The following is a 21,628-nucleotide window of genomic DNA, read 5'->3' on the forward strand; positions in this document are numbered from 1 at the left end:
CTGTCGCTTTTATTTTTTTACTTTGATGCTTTTGATTTTCTTCTGTCAATAATAACGCATATTATGAATATCAGCAAGCCTGCCGCTGAAAGTGCTATGCCCTTGTGGAGCAACGGCGCAGTAAAGGTTATCTTTATGCTGTGGCTGCCTTTTGGTATCTTGAAGCCAAGGAATGCAGTGTCGGTCTTTTCACACTGCACCTCTTTGCCGTCGATCTCAGCGGTGAAGCCGTCGGTATACGGAATGGAAATGGTGAAATAGCCGTCATTTTTAACGTCTATAGTGCCGTTTATCACATCTCCGTGAGAGGTCTTCTTGTCTATGATAAACGGGTCAACGTCACGCACAAGGCTGTCTTTGTCGATGACATAACAGCGAACGTTGGTTATCTCATACTTGCCGTCAGAGAATTTCACCTTAACGCTGTCTGCACTATAGTCCTGACCTGTGGTTATGACATATTCAAAACGTCTGTTATTATTGTAATATTTCCAATCAGGGGCAGTGAGCTTGTTTTTATTGCCGTTTATGGACACCCAAGCGTCCTTTCTGCCTCCCTTTATATCGTTGTTCACATTGAAAGATACAAACATTATCTCATTGTTCGTGAGCGTTTCGGGAAGCGTTATCTCCTGAGTGAAAGGCTTTTTGGCGTCAATGGTGTATTTTCCCCATTCACGCTTTATCTGGTCGCACTCTGTAAAGTTGATGGAGCGTACCTTTTTGATATCAGATGAAAATGACTTTTCCGTCTTATCCTCAACTATTATATTATTGAAAAGAGCTTCCACTGAGTAAGGATAATTCAGGGAATTATATTCTTTTCTGCCGATAAGAGCATTGGTAGCATATCCGAAAGGCAGAACGTCATTGTTTTCATAAAGTGAAAGGCTTCCGCTCTCTTTTATCTTCTTGTAGCCTGACACTGCCTTTACCGGGTCGTCAGTGATAAGATATCTGTTTGAAAAATACATATCAGCAATAAGGCTTCGTGTCTGAGTGGTCAGGGAAGTGTTGCGGTATGAATTTTCGTTGTATATTTCGCTGTAATAAAATTTGTTGTAATCTTTATTGTGCAGTGAGGAATATATTGACATGGTGTAATAATCTGCATTATATATCATGTTCACTGTGTTCACTTCGTCAACGCAGTTTGAAGTCCTCGATATTTCTTCCTGCGAGCCGACATAGTCTGCAAGTGCGTTCATATCACTGCTGTTGTCATATTCAAGCTCACTTAAAGGCACAAGCTTGTCTGCAAAGTTTGCATACACTGTGGATACCACGAGGCAAAGGGACATTCCTATATTAAGTATGAACTCTTTTTTGCAACGTCTGTATACAAACAGGCTCGACATAAGCACAACAAAGTCAAGGATAATATAAAACTCCACTTTTTTGGTGGTCTTGAACCAGAAAACTCCTGCCAATGCAACTAAAAGGGTTATCACTGCAAGTGGTTTAAGCTTTAGCTTTCCTCTTATTATATCAAAATAGGTGTGTCCGAAAAGAAGCATACCAAGAGGAAGGAAAGGTATAAGAACTTTCGGGTCAACATACAGTGTGCCGTTTAACATATAGACTATTATAGGGCAGGTGGCTATTACCATCATAACGATCCCAAGAAATCTTCTGCAACGTTGTTTTGAGAACACCGCCGATATTATGCTAAGCACTGTGAAAAGGCAAAGTCCCATTGAGTAGTGATAATAGAGCAGGAATTTCAAGTTTACACCTGGTATGAACGACTTGAGATCAACATGGCTGTTGCCTGCCTCTCTGCCTGAGAGCATACAGTGCAGTGTAGGCAGGATAAGCACGCAAGCCATTATCACTGCCAGGATAAGCCTGAAAGCGAATGCTGTTCCGTCTTTGCAGAACTTCTTGAAAGTTGGCTTTTCATTTATTTTCAGCCAGCGGTAAACGCCATACACTGCCATTGCCGCAAGACCCGACACTGCAAAGAAATAGCTTGTCATGAGCATCAAAAATGCCCAAAGCGTCACCATGTATTTTCTCTTGCCCTCGAAATAATCCTCGATAGCCATAAAACCCAAAAGCAGGAACGGCATATAATTCACGAACATTATGTGCCTGTGACTGTGGAAGATAAGGGGCGCTGAAAAGAGAAACACAAAGCTCAGTGCAAACGCTGTGTTGTCTGTGAATTTCTGCCGCATCCATATATAGAATATCCACAGGCTTGCTATAATGCCTATTATGGATACTATTTGTATATAGGTTGACATTTTCACAAAGGGCAGAAGATAAGAAAAAAGTATTATAGGCGAATAAAGTCCATAATATGACAGATTATAGATGTTCTCACCACAACCTATGTTCGGAGCAAAGGAGGGAAAAAAGTCCCCTGTTTTGTAAAAGAGCTTTCTGAAATAATCAGGGATAGCATAGTGCTGTCCGCCCCAATCAAGCTCAGAGCCATAGGCGTATTTAAACCTTGTGAGCGCAAGGACAAACAGAAGATATATCCCTGTAAGCACACACAGATGTATTATATTTTTCTTACTGAGCTTCATTCACAGCCACTCCCAGCGCAGTTGCAGTTTGTTTTTTCATTTCAGGGTGTTCACTGTAGCGTTTATACAGCGTCCAATCCTCATAATAAGCCATATGCCACAGCTTGTCTACAGTTTTATCTTGAGAGGTATACATATCCGCAAGCTTTTTCTTGAACTCGTATCTTTCTTTTGATATCTTTGGCAAAGTGTTGCCCACCACCTTCAGACGGCTAGCCTTGTAATACTTGCCAAAGCAGTAAAGGTCGCACTGGATATCGTTTTTATCGTATATCTCAGTGACGTAATTATGCACGTTTACATGGTGGATATGACCATATTCGCCTTTTTGATTATGCACAGCTATAAGCTTCCAATCCTTGCAGGTCATTATCTTTTCAAGGTCAGATTCGATACCGTCCTTAACAAGCGCCCAATCGTCACGCTTGCCCCTGACTTTATCAGGATATTCAAGCATTATACACTCGTTGCCCGAGGCTTTCACCACGTCCTTGAACTCCTGAGAACGCACCTTATTTCTTCCGTTTGTTACACACACAACAAGATAGCCTTTATCATAAAGATGTCCTCCGCCCCAAAGCACTTCGTCATCAGGGTGAGCCACTATCATAAGCTTATCAGCCTTTGATGACGACGCAAGCTGTAACTGTATGGCGGATATAGGCGTCACGTCATAAGCCTGATTGATCGTATCTCTTATATGCCTTTTGTAGCCTAAAAACCACAGTGTGCCTATAAAAATGACTATTGCCAGAATTATTGCTGTTTCCTTTATATGCTGTCTTGTAAATCTGAGCATAAAAATGCCCGCACCCTTGCAGGATCTCTTCTGCGAGATACGGGCGTTCACCTCTTTCTTTATTACTTGTTGTTCACATAGTCTATAAATCTTTCAAATGCAGCTTTTCCGTCTTTGTTTCTCTTATAAACGCCTGCATGTTCAAGCACCTTTGCGAACACGATGCCTATTTCTTTCTGCAAGACCTCGTGAACGTTCTCGGCTGTTATATTGTTTTTCTTTGATATCTCCTCAGCCCAGTCAGCGTGCTTTTCGATCATCTCGTCACGGCGTACACCCTCTGTTCCCTCTGTGACCAGAACCTGAGCAAGCTTCTCCATTTCGCCTTTAAGTCTTGACGGAAGCACTGCAAGCCCCATTACTTCGATAAGACCGATATTCTCTTTCTTTATATGGTGAAGCTCCTGATGCGGATGATAAACGCCAAGAGGATATTCCTCAGTGGTGATGTTGTTTCTAAGCACAAGGTCAAGCTCATATCTGCCGTCCCTCATTCTTGCGATAGGTGTGATAGTGTTGTGTGGCTCGCCTTCAGTTTCAGCGTAAATGAACGCTTCTTCGTCGGTGTAGCCTCTCCAAGCTTTGAGTATCTTGTCAGCAAGGTCAACGAGAGCGTTTTTATCCTCGCTGTTTATTCTGATAACTGACATAGGCCATTTAACGATACCTGCGTCAACGTTCTCAAAGCCCTTGAAAACTATCTTTTCTTCAACAGGGGCTTTCGCCATTGCAAAAGTATAATGACCGCCCTGAAAATGTTCGTGCGAAAGGATAGATCCGCCAACGATAGGCAGGTCAGCGTTTGAACCTATGAAATAGTGCGGAAACTGTCTAACAAAGTCAAAAAGCTTCTCAAATGCCGAGCGGTCTATTACCATAGGAGTATGCTTCTTATTGAAAAGGATACAATGCTCGTTGTAATAAACATATGGGGAATACTGAAGTCCCCAGTCTGTGCCGTTTATTTTAAGGGATATAACACGATGGTTCTGTCTTGCAGGGGAGTTCACTCGTCCTGCATATCCCACGTTCTCATAGCACAGCAGGCACTTAGGATATCCCGATTGCTTTGCAAGCTTTGCCGCCGCAATGGCTTTCGGGTCTTTTTCAGGCTTGGAAAGATTGATAGTTATATCAAGGTCGCCGTACTCTGTTGGAGCTATCCAGCGCATATCTTTCTTTACCCTGTATCTTCTTATGTAGTCCGTATCCTGCGAAAGCTTGTAGAAATAGTCAGTTGCGACCTTTGCAGACTGGTGATTGTAAAGTCCCCAGAACTTTGTGTCTACCTCTGACGGTCTTGGAGTAAGAAGCCCCATGAGTTTTGTGTCGAAAAGATCTCTGTATACAATGGAATTTTCCGTAAGGCCCTTTTCCACAGCGTAATCGAGAAGCTCTTTGAGAGTGCTTTCAAGATCAACGTCAGAAAACTCCTCCGCAGGTTCGTCATATTCCTCAAGGTCAAGGGCTTCAAGAAGCCTGTTTGTAGTATAAACTCTGTCGCTTTCCTCAATAAGTCCGCTTTCCAGACCATATGTTACAAGTTTTTTTATGCTTTCAAATATCATGTTACAGATCCCCTTTTGTACAAAAGTATGAGGGGTCACCCCCTCAGCCAGCATCTATTATTATAGACCATTGCTTATTCTTTGTCAACCGACAGAAAGGCTAATTAAGATACTTTTAAGCATTTGAAAAGTGTAATAAGAATATTTTAAGATTATTTTGCAGGGGACGCCAGCCCCTACATTTAATGTTAGGAAAAACGATTTAGCATCGAATATTAACAAATTGTTAAATCGACAAATGCCCTATTGACAAAAGCGGGAAGTATGGGTATAATAAAAACAATATGACAAAGGCGTTGACAGGAACAAAAGCAAAGTTCTGACATTACAGAGAGCCGTCGGTGGGTGCAAGACGGTATGCGGAATTTGTGATAACTCGTCCCCGAGCTTGAACGGTGAAATCTTATTAGCCGCTCACGGGTTCTCCCGTTATAGAGATACGCATTGATAGATGCGGCTGAGATATGCGGTGTGAACCGTATATGAATGAGAGTGGTAACACGGCAAAGCTCGTCTCTCCTTATTGGTAGGAGCGGCGATTTTTTTATGCCCTTTTCCACATCACTATCAAAATAATTATCGGCTTTATATTTATAAGGAGGAACTGACATGAAAAACGTAGAAAAGTATGAGAGAGGCTATTATATGCCTCCTGTAAAGTGCATGAAGTGGGCTGAAAAAGAGTATGTTGACCATGCTCCTGCATGGTGTTCTGTTGACCTGAGAGACGGAAATCAGGCTCTTATCATTCCTATGAGCCTTGAAGAAAAGCTGGAGTTTTTCACAAAGCTCGTTGAGATTGGCTTCAAGGAGATAGAGATAGGTTTCCCTGCCGCCTCTGAAACAGAGTATGAGTTCTGCCGCACACTTATTGAGAAGAACATGATACCTGATGATGTTACTATTCAGGTACTTACACAGTCAAGAGAGCATATCATAAAGAAAACGTTTGAAGCTATCGACGGCGCAAAGAACGCTGTTGTTCATCTTTATAACTCAACATCTGTTGCACAGAGAGAGCAGGTTTTCCGAAAGTCTAAGGAAGAGATAATCAAGATAGCTACAGACGGTGCAAAGCTCTGTAACGAGTATAAGAAGCACGCTAAGGGCAATATCGTATTCGAGTATTCTCCTGAGAGCTTCACAGGCACAGAGCCTGAGTTTGCAAGAGATATCTGCAACGCTGTTATCGACATCTGGCAGCCTACACCTGATAACAAGGTCATCATCAACCTGCCTGTAACAGTTGAAATGTCAATGCCTCATGTTTATGCTCAGCAGGTAGAGTATATGTGCGACACTCTTCACAACAGAGAGAACGTTATTATTTCACTTCACCCACACAATGACAGAGGTTGTGCAGTGGCAGACTGCGAAATGGGTCTGCTTGCAGGTGCTGACAGAATAGAGGGTACTTGCTTCGGTAATGGTGAGAGAACAGGCAATGCCGATATCGTTACTATCGCACTTAATATGTACACTCACGGAGTTGACCCTAAGCTGGACTTCTCAGATATGCCTGCACTGGTAGAGCTATACGAGAGAGTTACAAGAATGAAGGTTTATGACAGAAGCCCATATTCAGGCGCACTTGTATTCGCTGCATTCTCAGGCTCACATCAGGACGCTATCGCAAAGGGCATGAACTGGAGAAAAGAAAAGAGCTGTGACAAGTGGACAGTTCCTTATCTTCCTATCGATCCGCATGACGTTGGCAGAGAGTATGACGGTGACGTTATCAGAATAAACTCACAGTCAGGCAAGGGCGGAATAGGCTTTATCCTCCAAAATCAGTTCGGCTACGATCTTCCAAAGAAGATGAGAGAGGACTTTGGCTACAAGGTAAAGGCTGTTTCAGACCACAAGCACAAGGAGCTTATGCCTGATGAGGTCTACAAGATATTCAAGGACGAGTACCTCAACAAGTGCGCACCTGTTGATATTCCTGAAGCACACTATGTTCAGAAGCAGAACGGCACTATCTGCGCCGCTATCACAGCTTCAGTAAACGGCGTAACAGACGATCACACAGCAGAGGGCAACGGACGTCTTGACGCTGTGGCAAATGCTATCAAGCAGGCTTTGAACTTTGATTTTACCGTGGAAACATACACAGAGCACGCTCTTGAAAGAAAGTCAACATCTGAGGCTGTTTCGTATGTTGGAATTTCCTGCGGTGATAAGATGTATTGGGGCGTCGGCAGACACTCAGATATCATCGTATCTTCTATCAAGGGTCTTGTTTCAGCTATCAACAACGCTTTTGTTGCTAATAAGTAATAAATTTTATCCTTTCTTAAATTCAGCTAAAATAAACGGGCGAACGCTGTTCGCCCCTACATGATAATGAAAATGCGTTATTTGTGTAGGGGCGACCTTGGGTCGCCCGTTATATTTTGTTCTGATACAAAAAAATGCAGTCACATCACTATGACCGCATTTTATATCATTTCTTTTTTCTTCTGAAAATCCTTTTAAGCCAGCCTAAAAAGCCCTTTTTCTTCTTTTCAGGCTCGACAGCCTTTGAATCATTAACAGGAGCAGGCTTTGGTGCATTAGCGTATGCTTCAGCGTAAAATCTGCTTTGTGCGTCAATGGCGATATCTCCACGCTCTGCACGGACATATTTTCCGTCAGGCTGCATTATCCTTGCTTTTACGTTGTCCTGCATCTGGGTGTCAAAAATATCGAGGACACGTTTTTTTACTTCTTCGCTGAGGATAGGTGCGGCGACCTCAACTCGCCTTGTGGTGTTTCTTGTCATATAGTCTGCGCTTGATATGTATACCTTTTTGCGAACACCTGTGCCGAAAATATATATCCTTGCGTGTTCAAGATATCTGCCCACTATTGAGCGTATCTGCACATTGTCGGTAACGCCCTCCACGCCTGCCACAAGGCAGGATATACCTCTTATAACAAGCTCTACCTTCACGCCTGCCTGAGAACATTCTATTATCTTGTCCATAAGCACCTTATCAGTAAGAGAATTGAGCTTTGCGGCAACATATCCCTCACCGCCTGCTCTTGCAATGCTTATCTCATTATCCATAAGCTCCACTACCTTATTTTGCAGACAGTGGGGAGCGACCATAAGTGACTTTGAGCTTTCCACAAGCTCGCCCATTGACAGCGTTCTGAACACCTCGCAAGCATCCTGAGCAATGTCGTTGTTTGATGTCATAAGGCAAAGGTCTGTGTAAAGCCCTGCGGTCTTTTCGTTATAGTTTCCTGTACCCACCTGAACAGTGTATTTTACGCTGTCGCCAACTTTTCTTGTAATAAGACAAAGCTTTGAATGGACTTTAAGTCCCTGCGGACCATACATTACATGACAGCCTGACTCCTCGAGAAGCTTTGACCACCCTATATTGTTTTCCTCATCAAAACGTGCCCTCAGCTCCACAAGCACAAGCACGTCTTTACCATTTTCTGCGGCGTTGCACAAGGCTTTTATAACCTTTGAATTTTTCGCCACACGATACAAAGTCATCTTAATAGATGTAACGCTTTCGTCCTTTGCCGCCTCGTCAAGAAGCCTGATAAAAGGCTTTATGGACTCATAAGGATAGTGCAGAAAAAGATCCTTTTCGTCTATCTGCTCTATCATTGACCTTGACGGGTCTATCATAGCAGAGGGCTGAGGCTCCTGCTTCGGGAAGAAAAGTTCTTTTCTGTCTGCCACCTTGTCAAACACAGCGAACACATAGGACATATCAAGGGGAGTTTTTTCCACAAAGACTTGCTTTTCTGAAAGCTCCAACCTTGAAAGCAGTTCGTTCAGCACAGTGTCGGATATTTGCTTTGAAAGCTGTAATCTCACAGGACAAAGGCGTTTACGCTTGTTGATAAGCTCAGACATATTTTGTCTGAAATCAAGTTCCGAGTCAAAGCCCTCGTCAACGTCGATATCGGCATTTCGCGTTACTCTCATAAGAGCCTTTTCTTCTATTTTATAGCCCTCAAATGCCTTGTCAGCATAATGGAGAATAAGCTCCTCCACAAGGATATAGCTTATACACCCCTCGTCATCAGGAAGAAAGATCACACGCTGGAATTTCTCGTTACAGCTAACTATACCAACTGTGACGGCGGATTTTGAAGCGAGTTTTGCGACTGCATAAATACTTTGATTTGCAAGAAACGGGAAAGGGTGTCTTTTATCGATAATAAAGGCGTTAAGAAACGGCTTGACCTCATAGGCATAATAAGCTTCAAGAAATTTCTTATCCTGTTCAGTAAGAGCCTTTATGTTTTTATGTACTATATTTTTAAGCTCCAGTTCCTCGCAGATAGCTTTGTATGTCTTATCTTTTATTGGTATAAGCTCATGAACACGCTCAAATATTGCAGAAAGCTGTTCAGATGGACGCATTTTGGACTTGTTGTCTTTATGATCGTCGTCCACAAGCGAGGAATCATAAAGTGAACCCACACGCACCCTAAAAAACTCGTCAAGATTGCTTGCAAATATCGACTGAAAAAGCAATCTTTCAAGAAGCGGTGTAGCACTGTCCTGAGCTTCTTCAAGAACTCTCTCATTAAATTTAAGCCATGATAACTCTCTGTTATCGTAGACCTTGTTATTCATATTCTTATTTCTCCTAACTCCTATCGTAAGAAAGGCATCTTATATCATACTGTATTATTATACCGCCAAACGAATATGATGTCAATGCAGGTGCTGTAAAAACCTTGTAAAATCGCCATAAAACAAAAAAAACTCCCGCCCGAAGGCAGGAGCAGATCGTCTTGAAGATCAGATCCCGATATATTCCTTAGCGGTCTGGCATATATTTGCACAGTTATTCGCAAGGACGCTGTTGTCTTGTGGCAGATTCGGCAACATGATAAGCCAAAAAAGAATGAACACAATTATAAGCATAAGCGTAGCACCAGTCAAAAGTATCAAAGCGGCTGAACGCTTTGATTTCAGTGTTGTATGTACGTCGCTGCACACTTTCTCGGCGGGCTGTGCATTTTCTTTTTTCTCGTTAGGAATACGTTTTTCTTGCTCTTTTTTACACTCAGTACACAACATATACTTTAAACCTCCATAATCTATTTTTACTTCATTAACTATTATACCACATTCTTACCGTCTTGTGTTAAGCTGGCAGCTATAATTTACAGAAATTTCGACTGAACTTTTTGTAAATTGGTAAAATTCTAAAACTTGTCATGCGCATATAATCTATCTTCATAAACAAAACCCCTAAAAGAATAACTTAACAAAATCAAATATTGATATAATTCTGCTATTGACAAATGAGAAGTGTATGTTATAATTACTGTGTGTGGAAAAATCAACGAAAATATGTTGTAATTAGCTTTATGTGGAGGAAGTAAAAATGGTAGACAATGTACGTCGTGAATGTATCATGTCAATGTATGAGATATACCCTCTCAGCAGAAAATTGGTATTTGATACGTTTGATAAGAAAAAGTATGATATAACAAGAACTCAGCAGATAATAATGCTGTCACTATGTATTGAGGGAACGCTCACAATGTCACAGCTTGCAAGCAAGATAAACACTTCTAATGAGCAGGCAACAAGGGCTGTGGCACAGCTTGTTGACAAGGGCTTTGTTATCAGAATGCAAAACCCCGATAATCGCAGAGTTATCAACATCAGGCTCACTGACGAAGCTATGCGCTTTATGGAAAAGATGAAAAACGAGATACTTGATGATATACTCGGTAAATTTTCCAGTGTTTCAGATAGTGATATGAAAAAAATGAAGGACGCACTTGTATTTATAAATAGTATACTTAAAAAGGTGCTTAAATAGGAGGCTGTTATGACAAAGGCAAAGAAAATAGTCAGCCGTTGCGAAAGCTGTGTGAATTACGTTTTTGATGAGGATTGTGAATGTTACTGCTGCATGGTCGATCTTGACGAGGACGAAGCATACAGATCAATGAGCGACAGCGAATATAGCTGTCCTTATTACAGGCTCGATGATGAATATGCTGTTGTGAGAAAGCAAAATTGATGATAGATCGGTGAATACATGAAATTTGCCGATTTTTCTTGCTTTGTTTAACGTGTAAAGTTCAAAAGCTTGCCAACGTGGATGTGTAAAGTTCATTTGCTTTGCAGCTAGCATTTGCTGTTAAATAAGGATCGATCTGGGGCTGAATTAATATTTGGCTAATGATAGAAAGTTATTTATCAAAGTTTACAAAATATTAATAAATACAGTATTAGTATACAATGTTAAAATATTGACTATGCAGGCTGCTATAATCAAAATAGGAAAGATTTTTTGGGGGAAAGTTGCAATTAGCGTAAAAACGCAGGTTTCATATTGTTTCATGTTCAAGGCTAATAAATATGCTGTTTTATCATCTGCCGGCACTATGAAAATGATAAATCAATATTGTGTAAACTATCAGTATATTTATATGTAATAAAATACAAATATGATATATTGTGGGATTGACAAATGGAAAATCAAGTGATATAATACTTGTAAATATATAGGCATACTGCGTCGGAGGTGAGGCTTTTGAAGGATAAGGCACTTGAAAAATTGTCGAAAAATGAGCTGCTCGAGTTAATGCTTTATCTGCGAAAAGAATATGATAAGCTTAACGCAGAGAATGAAAAGCTTCTTCAAAAGCTCGAAGATAAAAAAAGTATCACTGACCGACTTGACAGGCTGGAGCGGCAGGTAGCTGCACTGACAGGTCACAAGCTGGTTGTTGAGCAGCCGGTAGTGGAGGAAGATCATGGCGGCAGATAGCAAGAACGAGGTGTTAAAAAAACCTGAGCTTCCTGATGTCCAGACACTCGAGCGGGTGGTAAAAAAGCATCATGAAAGGCGGGAATATCTTAGGATACTCCGCAGCACCGTGGCGTCGCTTCTTGTTGTGGCAGCAGCAGCAGTGATCATATCAATGTTATTTTTGCCTGTTTTGAGAGTAACGGGTACAAGTATGACGCCGACCTTGCATGACGACGAGCTGGTGGTGTGCAGAAAGCGTGGAAGCTTTCAGAAGGGCGATATAGTTGCGTTTTATTATAATAATAAAATACTGTTGAAACGTGTTATCGCTACAGCAGGAGATGTGGTGGATATCAAGGATGACGGTACTGTTATCGTCAACGGAAAAACCTTGAATGAGCCGTATGTTGACGGCAAAGCTCTGGGAGAATGTGATATCGAGCTGCCTTATCAGGTGCCTGACGAGAGAATATTCGTTATGGGCGACCACAGATCTACATCTGTTGACAGCCGTACAAAGAGGATAGGCTGTATTGCTGAGGAAGCAGTGCTTGGAAAGGTCTCACTGAGGATATATCCTTTTAAAAGGATAGGCACAGTGGACTAGCGTTTATTATAAATAGTGTATAATTTCGGAGGGAGTGATCCGTTTTGCAGAATTTTAACGGTAAAGTTCGGCAATATCTAAAAGAAAATGAAAGGAAAAAACGCAGCCGCTTGTTCGGTGTGGTGCTGTCTGTAGTTATGACAGTGTCAGTGCTGGCAAGTCTTGTTATGCCTGCAATAAGTGCCACTGAGGGTACTTCCGTGGCAGGTGGAGATGTTTCCTATAACGGTGGAAGCTATTCTTATAAGGATGCGAATAGCGTCACGATAAAATCCTATGATGCGGTCGGTTCAGGAAAAGACCAATCTAAAAAAATCGAATTCAATGTGGAATTTGATTTTGATAAGGGCGAAATGACCAATAGGTATATTTATTTCCCTATCGATGATAATGTTAGCCTGCCCGAGGGCGGTATACCGTCAGACGGAACCTGGGGCGATGTCGAGGATACTCACTTCGATGAAGGACATGGAATTTCAGGTAAGTACAGAGTCGACGAGATAGATGGAAAGAAGTATCTTTTTATTGAGTTTGACGAGCGATATAAACAGAAAAATGAGAAGGACGCTATAAGCGGTAAGGCAAGTTTTGAGGGCAATGTAAAGCGTAAGGATACAGATACAGGCGATAAGACCACTGTTGAGATAGGCGGTCAGACGGTTGAAATAGGCGGTTTCACTCCGCTCACTATGTCTGCCGTAAAGGGCGCAAGCGAAACTGCAGACGGAGTTAAGTGGACTATCACAGTGAACAATCCTGCAAAGAAGCCTCTTGACAGGATCGAGGACAAGCTTTTTAAGGACGCTGTAGACGGCAGTTTTGTTGTTTCACCTGAGGGTGCGGGAAGCTATGACGCTGCAAGCGGAAAGTTTGTTTTCAGCGATGGATTCAGTGAAGAAAATGTTACCATAAGCTACACGACCCCATATCCTACAAGCGACCCGAATTTCGTTATGTCAGGTAAGGTGGAAAACAAATCCACTACATATGACAAAGACGGAAATGGAGTAAAAGCAGATAAAACTATTTATTCTGAGTCAAAGAAGGATAAGATCTCAAAAACTGGCAAGAATGTTGACTACGACAATAACGAAGTCACATGGGAAATTGTTGTAAGCAACCCTAGCGGTGCAGACCTAAAGGGCTATCACCTTTATGATGAAGCATTTCCTGATGCAAAGCCTGGAAGCTTTACACTTAAAGCTGACGATGGCTCAGATGTAAAGTACACACTTGACGGAAACACGCTTACGTTTGACGATAAAATAACAGCGTCCCAAATCACCATTGAGTATGTGACAGCTATCGATCCTGACAAGGCGGAAACTACAAATACAGTTAAAATGCAAAGACCTGATAAAAGCAATCCATGGTCTGATATCACATCAAGTGAAACTGTTTATAATAAGTATCAGATATCAAAAAGTGGCTGGATAGATAATAAAACATTAGGTATAATCAAATGGGAAGTAACTGTTAAATGTAATGACAAAAATTCCAACCTTAAAGGTAAGACAATAACTGACAATATGCTTAAAGCAGGACAGAAGGTCAGCATTAAAATAGGAAACGATACTATTGATGCAACGGTTGCAAGTGACGGTGAGCTTGTTTTGCCTGACAGCATAGGTGACAATAACGAGGTAGTTATTTCTTATGAAACAAAGGTCGCTGATTATGATCTTGGCGACCCTGACAGCAGTGGATATTATTCAGTGAAAAATACTGCAGGTATTGACGGCTTCCATTCTGACAAGACGGTTTATTATAAGCCTGTAAACGAGAAGTCAAAAACAGTTCTTGACATTTCTCAGAACGGGAGCAAGGTTACATATAAGTGGCAGGTAGAGGTCAAGCAGACAAACGGTTCCTTCAGGGGCAAGACTATAAGCGATATAATGAACGCTGCGTCAAATGACGGCAAGTCAATAAAGAGCGTTCTTGACCCTGATTCCATTATTATGTATGTTCAGAGAAATGGAAAAGGAAGCTATGAAACTCTTAACAGTTCAAATTACACTGTAGTACCTAATGCCGACAACACTTCGTTTGAGATAAAGTTCAATGATAGTGAAGAATTTGACAATATAAACCTTGTGCAGATACAGTATAGCAGTACCGTAGATGTAACAGGTCTTGATGCAGGTACTATTATAGATGTAAATAATAAGGCTGCTTATAAGGGCGAAACTTTCGGACCTAGTGCAGATAAGACTAGGTTTACTATAGGTGACAGCTCCAAAGCGCCTTATGAAAAGTATGACGCTGCAAGCAGTGTAGCAGGCGACACAGTGCATGATCTTAACAGCCTGCCTGTTGTTACTGTAAATGGCGTTGAGTATTACAGGTTTGATTGGCGGCTTGATATCAACAAGGACGGCACTTATAAGCGTAACGATAATGTCGAGATCGTGGACACGCTTCCGGCGGGAATGATATTCTACGAGAACAAGGATTATCTCAGGTATTCATTTGGAAATAGTTCTGATAAGTATGATTTTGCACAAACAAGTCAGTTTGAATATTTCTATGATAAGACAGCCAATACAGTAACTTTCAAGACTGTATGGAATCAGCAGGACGCTTGGACAGCTTACTACAGTACACTTGTAAAGGTTGATGATGTTAAGAATGGTGTTTACAAGAATGGTACTGCAGCGTTCAAAAACACGGTTCAGGATAAAGCTGGAAAATATCCGGAGAGAAGCCAGACGCAGACAGTTAAGGAAAAGAACTTGAAGAAAACATCTTCTCCGAAGTCCACCGGCTGTGAAATAACTTATACCATTGATGTTAACCCTAAAAAGCTCAAATGCTCAACAAACGGAATGATAACTCTCAACGATTTTATCAAGTGCGGAGGCACGGCTGTAGTTAAGACAAAGGACGCTCAGGGTAACATTCAGACAAAAACGGTAAGCATAAATGGCAATTCCGCTGTTGATATGGATCTGAAGTCTATCAAGGTATTTGACGCAGATACAGGCTCAGAGCTTTCCACAAACGAGTTCAGCTATGTTATTTCTGATCCGGAGGTAGTTGACAGCACAGTTTCCTGCAGTGCAGACGTTATTACCAATGAAAAGGGCAAGTTTGTCGCTAACTTTATTCCAAGTGAAAGTATTGTTGGCGCTAAGGGTACTATTGATCTGACTTTGCCTGAGGGCTACGAAAACGGAAATATAAAGAGTTACTATGTGGCTTATGGCTATATGGACGGCAACAGCTTCAAGGAAGTAAAGGCATTTGCCAATAAGAGCGGCGAGTGGTCAGATTTTGGCAAAAGCATATCCGTTCCTGTGGAAGAGGTTTCTTCTGAGAAGGCGGGCGGTGTTTTCAGAGTCGAATATGAATACAGGGATAGCAGCGGCTTTTCAAACACTGAAGTCAGCAATGAAAAAATGCTTTCGGCTGTAAAGTGTTCCGCACTGACAGCAAAGACACGAGATTTTGTAAAGAAACTTGAAATAAACGTTCCGGATCAGCGTCACCTGAAAATAGTATACGTTTATACAGGAAGTCCTGCAAATGATGAGGACGCTGAGAACGATGGCTATAAAGTTCATGTGTTCAATAATATTTCATTTGACACAAACGGTTCAGCTGTAAATGACAGTGAAGATAATGATTCTGAGTTTGAGCTGATAAATCAGTCAAAGGCATCATCAACAACTGTTGAGCCATTTAAGCTTATGAAGGTAGACAGCGGAGACTATAGTATTATGCTCAAAGCTTCTTTTGAGATCTACAGATACACTAAGCTGGAAAATGGCACATACGATTGGCTCCCGGCAGTAGATTTCAAAGAAAATGCTGCGAAAGACAGAAGATCAGTTATCTGGGGAAATTCGGCACAGGATAAGGCGCAGACATTTAATGTAAATGCTGACGGTTCATACAACCTTGATCTTGAACCTGCCGCAGGCACAGGAGATACTGAGGGGCATCTTTATAAGCTTATAGAAAAGCAAAGTCCAGAGGGTTATCTTCTTGATGAAACTCCTATTTATTTTGCCTTTAAAGTGCGTCCGGCTGTAGTTCCAAGTGAAGTCGGTGAGGACGGATATCAATTCGTGAAGAACGGAGATATGTTCAGAGTAACAAATCTGCTGAAAGAGTTTAAGATAACTGCAAGCAAGGTTTGGAGCGATGGAAACGGAAATCATTCGGCAGAGAGCGTAAAGTTCCTTCTTGGCTCGTCTACAACTAAGGTTTTAAGCGGTGTTCCAGATGATATTCAGTGGGGCAGTGATGAGGTAACTCTTAACGAAGCTAACAATTGGAAACATGAGTGGACAAAGCTTCCTGGATATACAAAGGTCGGCAATGATTACAAGCAGCTTTACTATTATATCAAAGAGATCGATCTTGCAACAGGATATGAGGCTGTATACAGTGCAACGGCAATGAGCAAAAACACTGATGTTACAGTTACGAACGTCAAGGGACTTAACATTACGAAGGAATGGCGTGATGAGCTTGGAAACAAGCTTGCTGACAGTGAGCTTCCTGCTGGTATCGACAAGATCGAGGCAGATGTTTATGAGTCCTCTGTTGCACCAAATTCAACCTCAAGAGTGAATGGAGATAACGGAATACCAACAGATTGCAAACTTATAAAAACTGTTTCTCTGGAAAAGTCTAAGAATTGGACGGTAACTCTTGACGGTCTTGACAAGGACAAGTATTACTATGTTCTTGAAAAGAATATACCTGACGGCTTTGGCGTTACATATACTTATTCAAATAACGGCAGTGCCACGGGCTTTGATACGATCGTCAATACCAAGACCCCTCAGAAGGTAGAAAATATGGATGTTCGCCTGCAAAAGGCATGGTCTGACGGCGATAGCAATACCCATACCAATGATAAGGTAACATTTAATATCTATAGGTCAACAAATAAGGCTGACGTGCCTGAAAAATATAACAAGTTTACAGGTACAATGGATAAGGGACAGAATGTTAAATTCAAGATCCTTACAAGCAACGGCGCAGAAATGGCTCAGAACGGAAGCTTTGCCTCTGAGTATACCATGTATGGCTCGGCTAAGTTCAGTTTCATCCTTAATAATGCATGGCTCGAAAATGGCGATATCAAATATTCAAGAGTAAGACTTATCAATGCATCAGGCGACGTTCTTGCTGATTTCCACAGAGGTGAGGACGTTTGGGATACTGACAAGCAGCAGAACGTTCCGTCATGGACAGGTACAAGTAAGTATATAAGTTTGTCTGGTATTGATAACTCATCATGGGATAAGACTAAATTTACTTTGGATCTGAACAGTATTTCTTCTGATGTTACTGTTGAGCTTACAGCAAAGGCCGATGATGATAGTAGCTGCTCTTATGAAGTGACAGCTGAGGATCTTGGCACACCTGAGAAGACGAACGTTACACCTGTTCCTAATAAAGATGCGATACCAAGCAGTGAAATATTCTTGTGGAAGCAGATAACGCTCACGGCGGATAACAACTGGTCAACTGCCGTTTCTCTTGAAGAAAATAATGTCAAAGGAAACAAGTATTATTATTGGTTTGAGGAGATAGACGTGAACGGTCAGCCGATAAGCACGTCATCATACAAAGCTTACTACAGATACAATGGCTCAGAAAATGAGAATTGTATTGATATGACAAAGAACGGTGATCAGTATGTTCAGGTCTATAACAACTCTGAGGAAACCTTAGGAGAGCTTCCTGAAACAGGCGGCATGGGTGTTATCCCATTCGTGGCAGCAGGCGGAACAGTCACTGTTGCCGCAGCAATACTTTTAGTTACAAAGCGTCGCAAAAAAAACGCTGTAAATAAACAAATATGAAAGGATAATTAATTATGAAGATGAAGAAATTCGCAGCTCTTGCTGCTGCAACCGTTATGTCAGTTTCAGCTATTGCTGCAACATCAGCATTCGGGGTATTTGCTACTACTGATGCTGGCGTTAATAACATTGTTATCAAGGATTCTGATACAAACAGAGTATATAAGGCTTATCAGATCTTTGACCAGGCATCTGCAACAAATACTATCAAGTGGGGCAAAGGCATTAATGGCGATGCTCTGCTTACCAGCCTGAAAACTCCTGGTCTTAGCACTTATATGTCACAGTTTGACAGTGCCGAGAGTGCGGTAGACGTTGCAAAGATAATCTCAGACGCAGATCATTGGACAAAGGAAGATACTGCCAAGTTTGCAAAAGCCGCTTCTGGCTGCATCATCGACAGTAAGTCTGTAACTGCTCATGAAGCTAACGGTGAGTACACTATCAATGTTCCAAGTGCTGGCTATTATCTCGTTGTCGATGCAACAGAAAATAATGGTGTTGATAAGGCTAACTCAGCTCTTATCCTTAACGTTTCAGGCACAACAGACGTTACTCCAAAGAGGACAAAGCCAACACTTACAAAGCAGATCAAGCATAATGAGAATGACTCATGGGGCGATGTTGGCGACAACGCAATTGGTGACGATGTAGAATTCAAGATCACAACAACTATACCAAAAGATGTATCAGCTTATGACAAGTATACTTATACTGTTCGTGACCAGCTCAGCGAGGGCTTTACATTCAATGATAATCTTACATACAAGTATTATGACGCTGACGGTCAGGAGATCACTTCTGTTACAGTAGGCCCTAACACAACAGTTGGCGACGACAGCAGTACGACCGACTATAAGGAGTCTTTCTATGTTACTTTCGATATTAAGGAGCTTGTAAAGAACTATCCTACAGTTGCAAAGATCGAGACTTATTATTCTGCTAAGCTCAATGAAAAAGCTAAGGTAGCAGTTACTGCTCCTGACAGCGTGAACAATAACCCTAACACAGCTTACCTGACATATTCAAATAACCCTCAGGACAAAACAGGTAAGGAGAACGGTGAAACACCTAAGGTCACAGTTTATGACTGGACATTCTCACTTGTTGGTAACAAGGTAGACGAAAAGGGCGCGCCTCTTGCAGGTGCTAAGTTCCAGCTTAGAAATGTTCATGGCGATGCTATCAGACTTGTCAAGATAGCTGACAATGTTTACAGACTTGAGATCGGCAGTGAGGCAGGCTCTGTTGATTATATCGAAACAGACGCAACAGGTAAGTTTACTATCAAGGGCATTGATGATCAGACAACTTACAAGCTTGTTGAGATAGAAGCTCCTGCTCAGTATAACAGAGCTGATCCATATGAGTTCAAGTTTGACACAACATATGATCCTGCTAATACGCTTCAGTCCATTCGTATGCTCGACGGCACTGATTCAGGCACAAGCGGTTCAACAGTTAAGATCATAAACCAGAAGGGCGGCTCACTTCCAACAACCGGCGGTATCGGTACTCAGATCTTCTACGGTGTAGGCGGAGCTATCGTACTGGGCGCAGGTGTGCTTCTCATTGCTAAGAAGAGAGCTAAGAACGACTAATTTTTGAATTTATTTTTACCTTTGTCCTGCCGATCTCGGTCGGCAGGCATCAGGGAGGACTCCATGAGGAAGAAAAGCGGTAAATCAACTACAATTTTATTGGTCTTGTTATTGCTTGTGGGGCTCTCCGTGATGTTATATCCAACAATAAGCGATTGGTGGAACTCCAAAACGCAAAGCCGTGCGGTGGCGACTTATCAGAAAGCGGCAAATGACCTTTCTGACAAGGAGAATGAAGAGATACTCAGCCGTGCCAGAAAATATAATGAAGAGATAGCAAAACTTGCCCGACCTTTTGTGGATTATGATCAGGTCAAGGGCTATGAGGATATCCTAGATATCACGGGGACGGGTGTTATGGGCTATATTTCCATTCCTACTATAAGGGTGGAGCTGCCTATTTATCATGGCACAAGTGACGGCGTGTTAAATGTCGCTGTGGGACATCTGCAAGGTTCGAGCCTGCCTGTTGGCGGAGCGGACACTCATTCGGTCATTTCAGCACATAGAGGTCTGCCGTCAGCAAAGCTTTTCAGCGACCTTGATAAGCTTGCGGAGGGCGATGAGTTCACTATAACAGTGTTGAAAGAGGTCTATACATATGAGGTCGAGGCTGTTTATATAGTTCTGCCTAATGAAATGGATAAGCTGAACATTATTCCGGGTGAGGATCATGTTACGTTGACTACCTGTACACCATACGGAGTCAATTCTCACAGGCTTCTTGTTCGTGCAAAGAGAGTTGAAACTGCGGACGATACAAAGAGTGTTTCAAAAATAACGGCAGACGCTGTTCAGCTCGATTCTCTTGTGGTCGTGCCTTTTGTAGCAATACCATTGTTTGTGGTACTGCTTGTGTGGTGGTTTGTGGATTCAAAACGCAAAAAAATCTCTCATGATGAGCTTGTGGCAATGCTAGATAAGCCAGAGAGTGACGATAATGTTGAAAATCTACCTGATAAGGAGAGTAGCAAAGATGAAACTTAAATTTTCTCAGCTTGCAAAGGCTGTTTTGTGTACAGCGGCAATGGCTGTTTCAGCCTTGGGAAGCATGACGATCTCAGCTTCTGCAGCAGATAATATCAATGTGGATATAGTGTGCAAAAATGATACAACGACTGTTAGTAATGCCGAGTGGAGTATATATAAGGTCGGTGAGCGTAAGGAAGCTGACTTTGTCCTTACCGGTGAGTTCAGCGATTATCCTATAGATATGTCTGATTTTACTGACGCTTCAAAAATGCAGGCTGTCGCTGATACGCTCGACAACTACGCAAAAACGGATAACATTACACCTGTTTCAACAGGCAAGACGGACGCAAACGGTGAAGTAAAGCTTTCTGCTGATTCTGTGGGTCTGTATCTTGTTTCAGGCAAGAGTTTTGAAAACACAACAGCTAAGTTTACACCTTCCCCGTCACTTATCGAGATAGATAAGGATATCGTTGCTGAGGGTCAGATAACAGTTTACACCAAGTTCACATACGAAGAGATCCCGGCAGGGGACAGTGATTATGGTGTAAGGAAGTCGTGGATAGTTCCTGATGGTCAGAAAAAGCTCATACCTGATAATATCAAGGTGGAGATCTATCGTGATGGCAAACTTTTTGATACTGTTACTCTTAGTGCTGACAACAATTGGGAGTATTTCTGGAAAGACGATACTGCAGCTGAGTGGTCAGTTAAGGAGATAGATATTCCTGCCAACTACACAGTTGTTACCAAAAACAATGACAAGCTGTTTCTTATAGAGAACACATATAAGTCAGACAGTTCGAGTAATACAGATAGTAGTTCAAGCACACCTGACAGCAGCTCGTCAGGCTCTGATTCATCAAGCTCAACGCCTGACAATATACCACAGACTGGTTCGCTCAACTGGCCGGTGCCTGTACTTATAGGCGGTGGAGTTATCCTTATCGCAGCAGGCTGGAGAGTAAGCAGAAAAGAGAAATAA

At 41.9% G+C, this 21,628-nt stretch carries 14 protein-coding genes and 1 other annotated feature; of the genes, 9 read left to right on the forward strand and 5 right to left on the reverse strand.

The genetic code is table 11. From position 1 onward, the window contains the following. Positions 1–17: 17 nt before the first annotated feature. From DW938_RS00845 to galT, 3 genes are all read right to left on the reverse strand, one after another. Entirely contained in the window at positions 18–2,537 is a 2,520-nt protein-coding gene (locus DW938_RS00845) for a YfhO family protein (RefSeq protein ID WP_118123602.1), read from the reverse strand. Then, positions 2,524–3,336 (reverse strand): PIG-L family deacetylase, encoded by an 813-nt coding sequence (locus DW938_RS00850; protein WP_147342348.1) that lies wholly within the window; start codon positions 3,334–3,336, stop codon positions 2,524–2,526. The genes DW938_RS00845 and DW938_RS00850 overlap by 14 nt, the downstream gene beginning before the upstream one ends. Positions 3,337–3,398: 62 nt before the next feature. Beyond that, positions 3,399–4,904 (reverse strand): UDP-glucose--hexose-1-phosphate uridylyltransferase, encoded by a 1,506-nt coding sequence (galT, locus tag DW938_RS00855; protein WP_118123604.1) that lies wholly within the window; start codon positions 4,902–4,904, stop codon positions 3,399–3,401. Between the two features lie 287 nt (positions 4,905–5,191). Further along, positions 5,192–5,425: a binding site (T-box leader), on the forward strand. 88 nt (positions 5,426–5,513) lie between these two features. Here galT and DW938_RS00860 point away from each other — a divergent pair. Further along, the gene (locus DW938_RS00860; protein WP_118123605.1) at positions 5,514–7,184 is read left to right on the forward strand and encodes a 2-isopropylmalate synthase; all 1,671 of its coding nucleotides are present in this window, start codon (positions 5,514–5,516) and stop codon (positions 7,182–7,184) included. 166 nt (positions 7,185–7,350) lie between these two features. On the opposite strand, the gene ppk1 is transcribed toward DW938_RS00860, so the two are convergent. Continuing rightward, positions 7,351–9,495, reverse strand: a complete 2,145-nt coding sequence (gene ppk1 / locus DW938_RS00865) for a polyphosphate kinase 1 (protein WP_118123606.1) — start codon at positions 9,493–9,495, stop codon at positions 7,351–7,353. Positions 9,496–9,663: 168 nt separating this feature from the next. Next, a complete protein-coding gene (locus DW938_RS00870) occupies positions 9,664–9,945 on the reverse strand; it encodes a hypothetical protein (RefSeq protein ID WP_117876490.1) in 282 nt (93 codons plus the stop codon). A gap of 310 nt (positions 9,946–10,255) precedes the next feature. On the opposite strand from DW938_RS00870, the gene DW938_RS00875 reads away from it, so the two are divergent. From DW938_RS00875 to DW938_RS00915, 8 genes are all read left to right on the forward strand, one after another. Next, the gene (locus tag DW938_RS00875; protein WP_022288297.1) at positions 10,256–10,699 is read left to right on the forward strand and encodes a MarR family transcriptional regulator; all 444 of its coding nucleotides are present in this window, start codon (positions 10,256–10,258) and stop codon (positions 10,697–10,699) included. Positions 10,700–10,708: 9 nt separating this feature from the next. After that, positions 10,709–10,903, forward strand: coding sequence for a DUF6472 family protein (locus DW938_RS00880; protein ID WP_022288298.1), 195 nt, complete (start codon positions 10,709–10,711; stop codon positions 10,901–10,903). A 516-nt stretch (positions 10,904–11,419) separates the two neighbouring features. Beyond that, positions 11,420–11,656 carry a hypothetical protein gene (locus DW938_RS00890; protein ID WP_117863975.1) on the forward strand — a complete coding sequence of 79 codons (237 nt, stop codon included), beginning with the start codon at positions 11,420–11,422 and terminating at the stop codon, positions 11,654–11,656. Then, positions 11,643–12,245, forward strand: coding sequence for a signal peptidase I (gene lepB / locus DW938_RS00895; RefSeq protein WP_118123608.1), 603 nt, complete (start codon positions 11,643–11,645; stop codon positions 12,243–12,245). The genes DW938_RS00890 and lepB overlap by 14 nt, the downstream gene beginning before the upstream one ends. Positions 12,246–12,289: 44 nt before the next feature. Continuing rightward, positions 12,290–18,070 carry a Cna B-type domain-containing protein gene (locus tag DW938_RS00900; protein ID WP_147342349.1) on the forward strand — a complete coding sequence of 1,927 codons (5,781 nt, stop codon included), beginning with the start codon at positions 12,290–12,292 and terminating at the stop codon, positions 18,068–18,070. 14 nt (positions 18,071–18,084) lie between these two features. Then, a complete protein-coding gene (locus tag DW938_RS00905; protein WP_118123610.1) occupies positions 18,085–19,671 on the forward strand; it encodes an isopeptide-forming domain-containing fimbrial protein in 1,587 nt (528 codons plus the stop codon). 63 nt (positions 19,672–19,734) lie between these two features. Further along, positions 19,735–20,658, forward strand: coding sequence for a class C sortase (locus DW938_RS00910; protein ID WP_046440730.1), 924 nt, complete (start codon positions 19,735–19,737; stop codon positions 20,656–20,658). Then, positions 20,648–21,628, forward strand: coding sequence for a Cna B-type domain-containing protein (locus tag DW938_RS00915; protein ID WP_181984334.1), 981 nt, complete (start codon positions 20,648–20,650; stop codon positions 21,626–21,628). Before DW938_RS00910 ends, DW938_RS00915 begins: the two co-directional genes overlap by 11 nt.

Origin of the sequence: Ruminococcus sp. AM43-6, from assembly GCF_003461785.1 — a bacterium.
GTDB lineage: Bacteria > Bacillota > Clostridia > Oscillospirales > Ruminococcaceae > Hominimerdicola > Hominimerdicola aceti.